Raw genomic sequence first — 12,957 nt, forward strand, 5'->3', positions numbered from 1 at the left:
AGGTGGGATACAAGGTTAACATATTCATTTTTTCTTTTGGTAATAATTTAAATGTGCTCCTTTATGTTACGGATTAGTATGCTTCCTTTTGCCTCTTCTTTCTTTTAAGGTTCTATGTCAAATAACGTTAGTGAGTCAACTGAGATATAATGTGTGTGGATACGTCTTAAAGTAGTTAAGCGACTTTAAGAGTAAGCGTCAAATACTACACACGTATGCAAATCACCCTCCCGATGAGATAATATTTGTAGATTAATTTTTGAAGGAGGTTTTTCATGTCGGATAAAAAGTAAGAATGGCAAGAAAGTGGCCTTAGTATGGCTGCTTGGTGCCGTGAAAGAAATATTAATATTCATCAAATGTATTACTGGAAACGTAGGTTTGATCAACTATTAGAAGCTAAAACAGCATCTACAGATTGGTTTGATGTAAGCCAATCAAACAGCCTGAATGAGGGAGCCTCTATCATGATTAGAGTAAATAATTTATCCGTAGAAGTTAATCCCCAAGTTGATCGACAGCTTTTATTCGATGTATTATATTTATTGAAGTATGAATGATTCATCCAAATTATGAAAAAGTCTATTTAGCTTGTGGCCCCACGGACCTTAGAAAGTCCATTGATGGTTTAGCAATTATAGTAAAAGAAGCATTTGAACTTGATCCATTCTCACCTGCACTTTTTGTGTTCTGCAATCGAAATAAGGATAAACTAAAAATTCTACAGTGGGACAATAACGGCTTTTGGCTTTATTATAAACGACTTGAGACTGGCAAATTCTTTTGGCCTGATCAATCATCTAAGCAAACAAAAGATATTTCCCCGCGTCAACTTCGTTGGTTATTGGATGGTTTAACCATTCAACAGTCAGCGCGCCGTGAAGTGAAAGCACGAACGGTTTTATAAAATATAAGAATTCGCTCTGTTCTAAACTGCACCCTTTGTAAAGGACTTTTTAAAAAAAGACTATACTACACTAGAAAGATGATTCCTGTATTGTACAGGGGTCATCTTTTTTAGACTCCATTGATACCTATAGTTATTGTAATAAGTCATATAATTCTTAACTTCACGTTTTAACTCATTTAATGTTTCACAAAGTTTAATATTTGTTTCATCTTTGAAAGTAAGCGTCAAATAGCCCACACCTATCATTCAGGTCTGGGCTCATGCTATGATTGGGTTACTTCTTACTTGGTTACCGGCAAGCTTCTGGTAAGGCGTCTGACCAAGGTAGATACTTTTGGATTTCATTACGATCTGTCAGATCTACATTAGGAAGTTCTTTAAATAAATATTTTAAATAGGCATAGGGATTAAGACTGTTTTCTTTCGATGTTTCAACTACACTATAAATAAGAGCACTACTTTTTGCACCCTTAGCTGTGTTGTTAAACAGCCAATTGGTATGTCAACACTAAATTGGACACATTTTTAAAGGTTAACCGACTTGTATTCAGTAGGTGTTAAGTAATCTAGGGATCCATGAATTCGAATATGATTAAACCAATGAACATAATCAAACAGTTCAAGATCAAGTTCGTGTTGGTCAGTAAAATAAGCCCCTTTGACAAACTCTGTTTTGATAGCCTTGAATGTAGCTTCTGCAACGGCATTGTCATACGGCGTTCCTTTTTCACTCAATGAACGATCAATACCAAACGTTTCTAATGCTTGATCAATAAGCTGGTTCTTAAACTCACTTCCTCTATCCGTGTGGAACAATTCAAGATGATGAAGATTATATGGAACGGATGCAAAGGCACGTTGAACTAAGGCTGCACTTTTATGAAGTCCTGCACTGTGACCAATAATTTCACGATTATATAAATCTACTAAAACGCAGATGTAGTGCCATTTTTGTCCGACTCTCACATAGGTTAAGTCACTTACAATTATTTTTAGTTCTTAATCCTGGTCAAACGCTCGATTGAGTGAATTCCCCACTTCTGATTCATTACTTGAGGGTTTGGATGGCTTGAATTGAGCGACCGTATATTTTGAGACAAGTCCTTGTGCTTTCATAATTCGTCCAATTCGACGTCGTGAGACAATCCAACCATGCTTTTTTAACTCAACTTTTATCTTTCTTTGACCATAATTATTACGGCTTTGTTTAAATATATCACTAATCAAGGCTGTTAATTCTTCTTCTTGGTTATCACGAATTTTTGCTTCATAATAGTAGGTACTTCGGGCAATTTGTAGGACGTCGCACATTGCTGATACCGAGTATTTGTGACAGTTATTTCGGATCACATCTACTTTCGTCCCATGATCAGCGCTGCCTGCTTTAAAATATCATTTTCCATGGCCAATTTTTGATTTTCTTTTCGAAGTTTGATTAACTCTTCTTGTTCCGGTGTCCGATTGTCTTTTTCCTGAAACGACCCACTATCATGATACTGACGAACCCACTTATCAAAGGAAGAAGGCGTCAATTCATAATCTTTAATAATTTCGGTACGGGGTTTACCGGATGCGTGCAATTGTACCATCTGCTCTTTGAATTCTTTTGAAAAGCTTCGTCTCGTTCTTCTGGTCATTTATAAAACTCCTTGGCTTTTTTGAACCAAGTCTAACTGACCTTAACTAACTTGTCCAACCAAGTGTAACCGATTCAAATTTTTTCTCCCTAAAACAAAGGGCTTAATTGCTCTCTCCGCACGATTATTAACCAACTCTAATCGTCCATCCAAAAGAAAGGCTTCCAGTTTAGGCCACTGCGACTTACAATATTTAATGGCTTTACCTAATGCACTTTTTGGTAACACCTTTGGTGTTTGTACTTTTAACCATTTAGAAAATTCATCTAAGATAGGAAGGCTTAATTCATTTCTTTTGTGATAACGGTCAACGGAATCCAATTCTTTCAATTGACGCTCAACTTTATAAAGTTGTTCACAAAAATTTAAACCTTCTTGCGCAGTAAGCCATGAGGATTTTGCTGTTTCTGGAAGTGCGGTTAATGCATCTTTAAAATTCCGGCGCGCATGTGCCCAGCACCCAACCAGCTTTACATTTGGAATCCCGTTATAACCGTTATAACCGGCATAACCGTCGACATGTAGGTAACCTTGGAATGCCTCTAAGAACTGCTTTGGATGTTTGCTCGCTCGTGTTTGTTGATAATCATATAATACAACAGGCTTGTGTGCAGCTCCTGTCCGAAACATCCACATGTACGAAGTAGATTGACATTTACGTCCAGGTTCAGATAAAACTTGAAGAGTTGTTTCATCCGCATGCAAGACTTCTTGGTTGATCATATAGTGATACAGCTGATCAAAAATAATGGATAACCATTTCTCTGCACCATAAATGATCCAATTTGCCATCGTCTGTCTTGATAATGATAATCCCAATCGCTCAAGTGCCTTTTCTTGACGATAAAGTGGCATGCCATCTACATATTTATTAGACATTAGATACGCCATCGCCGAAGGCGATGCTAAACTGCCTGGAAACACGGGAGGTGGTGATTTAGCGATTTGAATAGGTGTGTTAATTTCATGGCGTTCACAATGACGGCACCCATAGATATAACGCACGTGTTTTTTCACTTTGGCTTGCGCGGGGATAATCTCAATTTCTCTGCGCACTTCTGTGCTCATTTCATGCAACTTTCCATCACAACACGAACAGACATGTTCCTCTTCTGGTAAACGATACTCAATCGTTTCAGTCGGAAGGTCTTCGAGTTTCTGATCGCGTTGTCCTTTCTTTTTACGCTTGTAAGTAATTGTTTCAACCGTAGGCTCTTCTACATCTTTATTTGATGTATCCTCAGCTTCAATAAATAGAGAAAGTTGATCCGTGTTTTGTTCACTTGAAGCACCGAATTGTCTTTTTTGACTTAGTCTAAATTGTTCCTCATACCATTTTAGCTTTGCTTCAAGTTCTTCTTTTTCAAGCTCAAGTTTCTCCGCACGTTCTTTATAAAATTGGGCATCTTTTGCGTTCGTTAGCTTTTCCATAAAATATATTATACGAAAAAGAACCCGCCTTGAATAAAATGTACTCTATAGAGTAGACACTTAAAAAAAGTCTACCTATAGGGTACTTTTGTGTAATAATAAAGAAAAAACAGTAAATGGGGAAAAAATATGAGTAAGAGATTATTTACGGAAAAGGAAATTAAAATATTATCTAAAAATCTCTATGTAAAATCTGTTAGTGAAAAGGCGATCACTTATACTGAAGAATTTAAAAGAATTTTTATTATTGAAAATGAAAAAGGTAAATTTCCAAAACAAATATTCGAGGATCATGGATTCGATATAGATATTATTGGAAAAAATGTATACAATCCTCGGGTAAAAGATGGCGTGAAGCATATCGGAAAAATGGCATAGGTGTTTTACAGGACACTCGTAAAGAAAATTCCGGTAGACCGAGTGAAAAGGAGCTTTCTATAGAAAAAAAGTATGAAAGATTAGAGGCACAAAATAACTTATTAAAAGCAGAGGTAGAATTACTAAAAAAGATGGATATGGCAGAAAGGAGACTGGAGAAGAAACAGAAATAAATGTTCCTGCATCGTAGAGGTTTGAATTGATTAAATCCGTAATTGACAAGTTTAAATTAAAAAACAAAGTAAGATACTTATGTAAGGTAGCTGATGTATCTCCATCAGGATATTATAATTATTTCTCATTAGAGTCACGGGAAAGAAGAAAACAACGTGATAAAGAAGATGAGATTGCCAAAGAAAAGATATTGAAAGCCTTTAACTACAGAAAGCGCAAAAAGGGTGCGCGTCAAATTAAAATGACTTTAGATAGTGAGTTTAATATCAATTACAACCTAAAACGCATCCGTAGAATTATGAAGAAGTATGGCATTATCTGCCCTATCAGAAAAGCGAATCCTTATCGTCGAATAGCGAAAGCAACGAAAGGACATACTGTATTACCAAACAAATTAAACCGACAATTCAAACAAAAAATACCTGGAAAAGTATTATTAACAGATATTACTTACTTATTTTATGGAAAGGGACAGAGAGCTTATTTATCCACGATTATAGATGGAACAACCAATGAGATATTAGCATACAACGTTTCTGATCGTATCACTTTAGATATCGCAACAGATACGCTTTTAAAGTTGAGAAATAATAGGAGAGTCAAATTCGCAGAAGGAGCCTTCATCCATTCAGATCAAGGATTTCACTATACGAACCCAACCTATCAAAAAATGGTTAAAAAATATGGTTTAGGACAATCCATGTCAAGACGAGGAAACTGTTGGGATAACGCCCCACAAAAGTCATTTTTCGGACATTTCAAAGATGAAACAAATATTAAACTTTGTGAAACATTAAATGAGTTAAAACGTGAAGTTAAGAATTATATGACTTATTACAATAACTATAGGTATCAATGGAGTCTAAAAAAGATGATCCCTGTACAATACAGGAATCATCTTTCTAGTGTGGTATAGTCTTTTTTAAAAAAGTCCTTTACAAAGGGTACAGTTTATTTTACGACATCCTCCTCTTCTAATTATAATGGTTGCTGATGTAAATAAGGCAACAGGTATTCAAGCCATTTTAAATAAATTGGATATTGATCCAAAAGAAATTTTAGTTATGGGTGATAGCCACAATGATATAGAAATGTTTAAATTAGCCGGTCAAACTGTTGCAATGCAAAATGCAGTTTCAGAGGTTAAGCTGTTGGCCGATGAAATAACTATACATACTTGTGATGATGAAGGAGTCTATCATCATCTAAACGAGCGGTTTTTTCCAATAGAAAGAAGTTGACCTTTTGCAAAAGCTATGTTAAAAAGAATAAATATAATTAAATAAAAGTAACATGTATAAGCTTAAGAATTGGCTTAAGCGTTTCTACCGGGTGACCGTAAATCACTGGACTACATGTAAGGAAAATGACAGGATAAGTATGCTTATTTAGGCTACTATTCTATCATCATACCTTCATGTAATGACCTAAGGATGAACGCATGCCTTAGGTTTTTTGTATATAAAAAGAAAAAGAAGGGGTTAAAAGACATGAGATATCCATTGCATCAAGTTAATCGCCACTTAGCAAAAGTAGCACAAGGTGAGGAAAAAGCAGAGCTTGTACTTCAAAATGGTACACTAGTTAATGTAATAACAGGTGAATTACAAAAGAATATAGATGTTGCTATATCCAAAGGACGTATTGCTTATGTAGGAGAAGCTGACCACACAATTGGAAGTGAAACAAAGGTACTGGATGTTGGAGGTAAATATATTGCCCCTGGTTTAATGGATGGACATATGCATGTAGAGAGTACGATGCTTACTGTGACCGAATTTGCTCGAATTGCATTGTTGAAAGGGACAACTAGTATTTTTATGGATCCACATGAAATTGCTAATGTATATGGAGTAGAGGGAGTAAAACAGATGCACGAAGAGGGTCAACAATTACCTATGCGTGTGTTTACTACCTTCCCTTCATGTGTTCCAGCGACGGAAGGATTAGAAGATGCAGGAGCAACATTAGAAGTAGAAGATATTAAAGAAGGATTGACATGGGAAAATGTTGTTGGACTTGGAGAAGTAATGAATTTCCCTGGAGTTGTAACAGGTGATAACAAAATGTTAGGCGAACTTCAAGAAACAATGAAAGTAAGTAAAACAGTGACAGGGCATTTTCCAGCTGAAAATAATAAAATGCTACAAGCATATATGGCATCAGGTGTTACCTCTTGTCATGAGACAGTAACTCGTGAACAAGGACTTGAGAAACTTCGCTTAGGAATGTATGTCATGATACGGGAAGGTTCAGCATGGCAAGATGTTAAGGAAGTAATTAAGATAGTAACAGAAGACCGCGTTGCAACCGAGCATATATTGTTAGTGACAGATGATGTATATCCACAAACATTAGTAGAAAAAGGACATATCAATCATGTTGTTCGTCGTGCAATAGAGGAAGGTGTAGATCCAGTTACGGCAATTAAGATGGCGTCATTGAATGTGGCAAGATATTTTAATATGTCTGATGATTTTGGCAGTATTTCACCAAGTAAATGTGCTGATCTAATCGTATTAGATGATTTAGAACAAATGGAGCCAAGTGACGTTGTTGTAAATGGTGAAGTAGTAGTAGCGGATAAACAATTAGCAGTTACATTACCAAACTACACGTATACGGAACAAATTAAACAATCCATCCATGTTAAAAACAAACTAGTACCTGACGACTTTAATGTAAAAGCGGACACGACAGCTAATCAAGTAGTCATTAATGGTATAAAGGTAATCGAGAATAGTGCAAGAACGGAAAAGATGGAAGCTGTGTTAAAGGTCAAAGACCAACTGGTTATGGCAGATCTTTCACAAGACGTCGTTAAATTAGCATGTATTGATAGACATCATCAATCAGGAGATATCTCTGTTTCTTTTGCAAATGGTTTCCAATTAAAACGTGGCGCTGTAGCATCAACTGTCGCACATGATAGCCATAATTTATTAGTAATGGGTGCAGATGAAGCAGATATGGCATTTGCTGCGAATGCGTTAATTGATTTAGGTGGAGGAATGGTTGTAGTTGAAAATGGAGAAGTACTTGCACAGGTTCCAATGCCAATTGCAGGATTAATGTCTGATGCAAATGCACATGAGGTTGTTGCACAAGTGAAAGATTTAGAGACAGCCTGGAAGCAACTTGGTTGTCCAATTCACGCACCTTTCATGACCTTTTCTCTCATTGCTTTACCTGTTATTCCAGAGATAAGAATCTCCAATAGAGGTTTAGTTGATGTCACCACATTTTCTCTTATTGACGTGATAAAAAAGTAAAGGAGAATGTGGCATAACTAAACAATAGGTAGTTAAAGACGAGTTTTAATCCCGATATGAAGAGGGTTAAGACTCGTCTTTTTAAAAAGAATCATTTAGTTTGTTGAAATATACGATATTACTAGAAAATAAAGCAAAGAATTTTCTTATGTAAGGTGTTTTATTGTAAACTATTAATGAAAACGAATACAAGAATAAGGAAGTGATATGCATGCACTATCGTCAACTGGGAAATACGGATCTTAAGGTAAGTGAACTAAGCTTTGGTACTTGGGCTATCGGGGGTTCATGGGGAAATACAGATGATAAAGAATCGCTTCGAGCGCTTGAACGTGCAATGGCAGAGGGAGTGAACTTTTTTGATACAGCAGATGTATATGGAGATGGACATAGTGAAGAATTAATTGCAAAAGCAACAAAAGGAAAAGAATCAGAAATCTATGTAGCATCGAAGTTTTGTCGAGCTGGTGATATACACGATCCAGAAACATATACAGAAAGGGCGGTAAATGCCTATTTAGAAGCAACGTTACGCAGGTTAAATCGGGATCATTTAGATTTATATCAAATCCATTGTCCACCACTTGATATTCTGAAAGATGGAAGTGTGTTTCAAGTTTTAGATAAGTTAAAGCAGCAAGGCAAGATTCGTTATTACGGTGTTAGTGTTGAAACGGTGGAGGAAGGACTTTATTGCTTGGAGCAAGAAAACGTTAGCGCTCTCCAAGTCATTTTTAACATGCTACGTCAAAAGCCTATGGATCAGCTATTTCCTAAAGCAAAAGAACAAGGTGTCGGTATATTAGCTAGAGTCCCTCTTGCTAGCGGACTTTTAACTGGGAAATTCTCTACTGATCATCAATTTGAAGCAAGTGATCATCGCTCTTTTAATCAAAATGGAGAGTCATTTAATGTTGGCGAAACATTTGCTGGTCTTCCGTTTTCTAAAGGTGTTGAATTAAGTAATCAATTGAAATGGATAGCTAACGAGCGAGATAATATGACACGCGCTGCTCTAAAGTGGATATTACAACAAAAAGGGATATCAACTGTTATTCCAGGTTTTAAAAATGTGAAACAAGTAGAAGATAATTTAGCGGCTGTTTCAGTAAATGATTTCTCAACCGAAGAGCTTGAGAAGATTGAGTCATTTTATAATAAAGAAGTTAAAGAACATATTCGAGGAGCTTACTAATTACGCAAAGAGATTTGTATAGCATTGCAAATCTCTTTTTGCATACTGTTGTTTTACATACAGTTAGTTCTTTAATTAATTTAATTAATATGGTACGCTAATGGATAATGAAAGCATATTGTAGGAGGATAAAAGATGCAGACTGGTAGCTTTAGATGGATGAAATCTTTAAATAAATCAATTATTTTAAATAAAATATTAAATAGCGGGCCAATCTCTCGTGCTCAAATAGCTAAAGAAACAAATCTAACACCTCCTACTGTAGGTAGTATTGTAAAAGAATTAATTGATCAAGATATTGTAAAAGAAAGTACGCTTGGGACGTCACAAGGTGGAAGAAAGCCCACGATGTTAGTCATTAATTATCAAGGATTCTATGTTGTTGGAGTAGATGCAGGACCGAGTGAAATTGAGACAATATTAACTGATTTATCTGGAAAAGTAATTGAACACCATATGATAACAATCGATGAAAAGGTAACAAGTGATTCCTTTTTAATGATGCTAGAAACCAGTATTGACATAGTGCTCCAATCTTATTGGAGAAAAAAGGACAAAATTATCGGGATTGGTGTAGCGATGCATGGTGTGGTTGATGTAGATACCGGTACATCGCTTTATGCGCCAAATTTAGATTTGAGAAATATTCCGATTCAAAAATCATTAGAAGATAGATTTGATCTAATGGTTAAAGTAGAAAATGATGCTCGTGCTCTTGCCTTAGGAGAAGTCTGGTTTGGACAAGGAAAAGATACAGAAAGTATGGTAGCGGTCAATATTGGTAATGGCGTAGGTGCGGGTGTTGCAATTAATGGGAAACTGTACCATGGAGATAGTAGTATTGCCGGAGAAATTGGTCATATGACAGTAGATATGCATGGTAAACGATGTTCATGTGGAAATAAAGGATGCTTACAAACCGTTATTTCTGGGCCTGCAATCGCAGAACGAGCTGTGGAAGAATTCGATACAGTACAGCAGTCTATACTTAAAACGCTACACTCAATAACTGGATTAGATGTATATCAAGCTGCATTAGAAGGTGATGGCTACGCTATTCGTTTGTTGGAAGAAACAGGAGAATATATAGGGATAGGGTTAACCAATCTGATACATCTTATAAACCCAACCAAAATAATTATTGGTGGTGGAGTATCAGCCGCTCAATCCTTTATTCTAGATCCGATTATTAAAACAATAAAAAAACGAGCGCTTACACCACAAGCCAAACAGACGCAGGTTGTCATATCTGATTTAGGTGACAAAGCAACTGCCTTAGGAGCAGTAGCATTGTTATTGGCTGAGTTATTCGAACGAAATGGAGAGGTAATCATATAAAAAGTCATGAAGCATTTTACTAGCTTCATGACTTTTCTTTGTTAGGAAAGCTTTATTAATTAATCCATGGTTCGAAATGAAAAGGTTGTTGTTTTATGGTAGACTTCATCTTTATCTAAGAATATGCTGGGGAACCCGTCATGCTTCAACGATGCTGGAGATGCTTGTGTTTCTAAACATAAACCTAAATACTTCGTTGAATCACGTTCTTTTAGTTTAAACGTCTCATCTAAACCATTTGATGTATACATGACCATTCCAGGTTGATTGGTTTCCATTTCTAATTTCCTGCCACTTTCTTGGTCTGTTACGATAACATTTGGTTTGGTATGATGGTCAAAAATAAAGTAATGATCAAACCCATTTGAAGCAACTAAATTTTGTTGATCGACTGAGTGAACACCATCAATGATCGGGTGTGCTTTGCGAAAATCAAATACGGTATCATCAACAGATAAAATCTTGCCTGTTGGGATTAATTCATGATCTAATTCAACAAATTGACTTGCATCCATCTGAACTTCATGGTGTAAAATATCTTTTTTTAGATCCCCGCTCAAATTAAAGTAGGAATGATTTGTTGTGGCTAGTATCGTATTTTGATCTGATTTCGCCTGATACGTAATTTTAAAATCATTCTCATTTGTTAATGCATACGTAACCGTAACTTCCAATTCACCAGGGTATCCGCCTTCACCATCCGGGAAGACATGTGATAAGTTAATTCCTACCTGCTTATCAGTTTTAAAAGGTGTTGTATCCCATATAATTTGGTTAAAACCAGTCTTTCCACCATGTAAGTGATGGTTTCCTTCGTTGGCAGGAAGCGTATACGTTTTCCCATCAACTGTGAAGGATGCTGATTCGATCCGACCAGCAACCCTACCAACTAAAGCACCAAAAAAATTAGGGTTATCTAAATAGTCCTCATAGTCAGCGTAGCTTAAGACAACATTCTCCATTTTACCATTACGATCTGGTACGGTAATATTCGTAATAATCCCGCCGTAGTTAAGACAACTGACAGACATGCCCTGATCATTATTGAAGGTATATTCTGTCCAGTTTTGTCCAGCTACGGTGTGTTTTTTTTCTTGAATATTCATGAAAATATCCTCCTATAGCGAATGATTTAACGTTTCAATAAAACGTTTAAATGCTTCTTTTCCTTCCTGATCTGACTTAAATACCCCAGCATCTTCTAGAACTCGACTGAATTTTTCACCCAATGATTGATGGAGAATAGCTTTTACATTGGACCTGTCAATCGAATGATTTTGTTGTTTTATTTGCTCCACCCAAGGTTGGTGATAGTCAGCAACAGGTGTTTGACCATCGATCAAATGTGCTTCAATCGCATCTAGCTCCTCTTTTAAACGAGGGGGGAGTACTGCTAGTCCCATCACTTCAATTAAACCGATATTTTCTTTTTTAATATGGTGAACATCCTCGTGTGGATGGAAAATACCAAAAGGATATTGTTCAGTTGTGCGATTATTACGTAATACTAAATCTAATTCAAACGCATTATCACGCATTCTTGCAATTGGTGTTATCGTATTATGTGGCGTATCACCTGTGAACGCAAGGATATTTACAGCAGGGTCGTTATAATCACGCCACTGATCTAATAGATAAGAAGCTGCCTCGATCACATCTTTTTTATTTTCACTGCGCAAGCGAACCACAGACATTGGCCATTCAATAACAGAAGCATCTACAGCAGGGAATTTCACCAATGGAAATGTAAATGCATCTGCTGCATTAGTCATTGCAAAGGTATATCGTCCGCCTTGATAATGATCATGAGATAAAATACTTCCACCAACAATCGGAAGATCTGCATTAGATCCCATAAAGTAATGTGGGAACTTTTCGACAAAAGCAGTCAATCTTTCGAAAGTTGATTGCGTAATTTTCATTGGTCGATGTTCACTCGCCAAAAGAATGCTGTGCTCGTTATAATACACATATGGTGAGTATTGTAAAAACCAAGTCTCACCTTCTAAAGGCACTTCAATAACTCGATGATTGGATCTGGCTGGATGTCCTGTTCTCCCGATATACCCTTCATTTTCACGACAAAGTAAACACTTTGGATAACTAATCTGATTTTTTAATGCTCGCTCACGTTTAATTTGTTCTGGGTCCTTTTCAGGTTTAGAAAGATTGATCGTAATGTCTAATTCTCCATAGGGACTATCTGTTTTATAATGGATGTTCTTTGCAATTCGTTTCATTTGGATATAATTACTATCCTTGCTTAGTTTATAAAAATAATCAGTAGCTGCTTGTGGTGATGTTGCATATCTTTGATAAAATTCTCGGTTGATTACCGATGGTTTTGCTAAGAAACAGTTCATTATTTTTGTACTTAAGATCTCTTTATCATCTAATACATCTTCAATTACGTGTTCATTAACAGCATAAGTCACTAATGCTTCTAATAGATCAGGAATCTCTCGATCATCTGTTTCGTCAATTGACGGCTCATATCCACTTAACTGTAATAGGCCTAGTATTTGATTTTGAACATAGACTTCATCTTGAACGTGAATTAAACTGCGTTCCGTCCCTTTTTTCACCAATTGGTCAATAATTTGGAAGATGTTGGTTGACATA

Annotated in this window: 8 protein-coding genes, 5 pseudogenes and 1 riboswitch; of the genes and pseudogenes, 7 read left to right on the top strand and 6 right to left on the bottom strand. The window is 36.3% G+C overall.

The genetic code is table 11. From position 1 onward, the window contains the following. The first annotated feature begins 317 nt into the window (after nt 1-317). Complete coding sequence (locus tag BN1058_RS01395; RefSeq protein WP_090851794.1) at nt 318-560, top strand: IS66 family insertion sequence element accessory protein TnpA; 243 nt, start codon at nt 318-320, stop codon at nt 558-560. Next, complete coding sequence (gene tnpB / locus BN1058_RS01400) at nt 557-907, top strand: IS66 family insertion sequence element accessory protein TnpB (RefSeq protein WP_090851796.1); 351 nt, start codon at nt 557-559, stop codon at nt 905-907. The genes BN1058_RS01395 and tnpB overlap by 4 nt, the downstream gene beginning before the upstream one ends. A 60-nt stretch (nt 908-967) precedes the next feature. Here the strand turns inward: tnpB and BN1058_RS01405 are convergent. The 4 pseudogenes from BN1058_RS01405 to BN1058_RS01420 all read right to left on the bottom strand — a co-directional run. Beyond that, nucleotides 968-1,123: pseudogene (locus tag BN1058_RS01405) on the bottom strand (IS3 family transposase); the annotation flags it as partial. A gap of 76 nt (nt 1,124-1,199) precedes the next feature. Continuing rightward, nucleotides 1,200-1,406, bottom strand: a pseudogene (locus tag BN1058_RS01410) (transposase domain-containing protein); the annotation flags it as partial. Nucleotides 1,407-1,435: 29 nt separating this feature from the next. Next, nucleotides 1,436-2,547 (bottom strand): annotated as a pseudogene (locus tag BN1058_RS01415) (IS3 family transposase). Between the two features lie 78 nt (nt 2,548-2,625). Further along, a pseudogene (locus BN1058_RS01420) lies at nt 2,626-3,978 on the bottom strand (IS66 family transposase); the annotation flags it as partial. Nucleotides 3,979-4,107: 129 nt separating this feature from the next. Between BN1058_RS01420 and BN1058_RS01425 the strand changes: the two are divergent. The 5 genes and pseudogenes from BN1058_RS01425 to BN1058_RS01445 all read left to right on the top strand — a co-directional run bounded on the left by BN1058_RS01425 (nt 4,108) and on the right by BN1058_RS01445 (nt 10,335). Further along, a pseudogene (locus BN1058_RS01425) lies at nt 4,108-5,446 on the top strand (IS3 family transposase). A 67-nt stretch (nt 5,447-5,513) separates the two neighbouring features. Beyond that, nucleotides 5,514-5,771: an HAD family hydrolase gene (locus BN1058_RS01430; RefSeq protein ID WP_090851803.1), complete on the top strand. Its 258-nt coding sequence runs from the start codon at nt 5,514-5,516 to the stop codon at nt 5,769-5,771. Nucleotides 5,772-5,803: 32 nt separating this feature from the next. Beyond that, nucleotides 5,804-5,904: riboswitch (purine riboswitch) on the top strand. 116 nt (nt 5,905-6,020) lie between these two features. After that, complete coding sequence (gene ade, locus BN1058_RS01435) at nt 6,021-7,802, top strand: adenine deaminase (protein ID WP_090851806.1); 1,782 nt, start codon at nt 6,021-6,023, stop codon at nt 7,800-7,802. A 211-nt stretch (nt 7,803-8,013) separates the two neighbouring features. After that, complete coding sequence (locus BN1058_RS01440) at nt 8,014-8,997, top strand: aldo/keto reductase (RefSeq protein ID WP_090851808.1); 984 nt, start codon at nt 8,014-8,016, stop codon at nt 8,995-8,997. 135 nt (nt 8,998-9,132) lie between these two features. Next, on the top strand, nt 9,133-10,335 hold the full coding sequence (locus tag BN1058_RS01445) for an ROK family transcriptional regulator (RefSeq protein ID WP_090851811.1): 1,203 nt from the start codon (nt 9,133-9,135) through the stop codon (nt 10,333-10,335). Between the two features lie 59 nt (nt 10,336-10,394). Here the strand turns inward: BN1058_RS01445 and BN1058_RS01450 are convergent, their stop codons facing one another. After that, nucleotides 10,395-11,441, bottom strand: coding sequence for an aldose epimerase family protein (locus BN1058_RS01450; protein WP_090851814.1), 1,047 nt, complete (start codon nt 11,439-11,441; stop codon nt 10,395-10,397). A gap of 12 nt (nt 11,442-11,453) precedes the next feature. Then, nucleotides 11,454-12,956, bottom strand: coding sequence for a UDP-glucose--hexose-1-phosphate uridylyltransferase (galT, locus tag BN1058_RS01455; protein WP_090851817.1), 1,503 nt, complete (start codon nt 12,954-12,956; stop codon nt 11,454-11,456). Nucleotide 12,957: the final 1 nt, after the last annotated feature.

It is taken from the genome of Paraliobacillus sp. PM-2, assembly GCF_001368815.1.
Lineage (GTDB): Bacteria > Bacillota > Bacilli > Bacillales > Amphibacillaceae > Paraliobacillus.

Bases quoted from the DNA above. Each gene is read 5' to 3' on its own strand.
- galT (WP_090851817.1), bottom strand. From the start codon at position 12,956: ATGTCAACCAACATCTTCCAAATTATTGACCAATTGGTGAAAAAAGGG.
- BN1058_RS01395 (WP_090851794.1), top strand. From the start codon at position 318: ATGGCTGCTTGGTGCCGTGAAAGAAATATTAATATTCATCAAATGTAT.
- tnpB (WP_090851796.1), top strand. From the start codon at position 557: ATGATTCATCCAAATTATGAAAAAGTCTATTTAGCTTGTGGCCCCACG.
- BN1058_RS01450 (WP_090851814.1), bottom strand. From the start codon at position 11,441: ATGAATATTCAAGAAAAAAAACACACCGTAGCTGGACAAAACTGGACA.
- BN1058_RS01445 (WP_090851811.1), top strand. From the start codon at position 9,133: ATGCAGACTGGTAGCTTTAGATGGATGAAATCTTTAAATAAATCAATT.
- BN1058_RS01440 (WP_090851808.1), top strand. From the start codon at position 8,014: ATGCACTATCGTCAACTGGGAAATACGGATCTTAAGGTAAGTGAACTA.
- ade (WP_090851806.1), top strand. From the start codon at position 6,021: ATGAGATATCCATTGCATCAAGTTAATCGCCACTTAGCAAAAGTAGCA.
- BN1058_RS01430 (WP_090851803.1), top strand. From the start codon at position 5,514: ATGGTTGCTGATGTAAATAAGGCAACAGGTATTCAAGCCATTTTAAAT.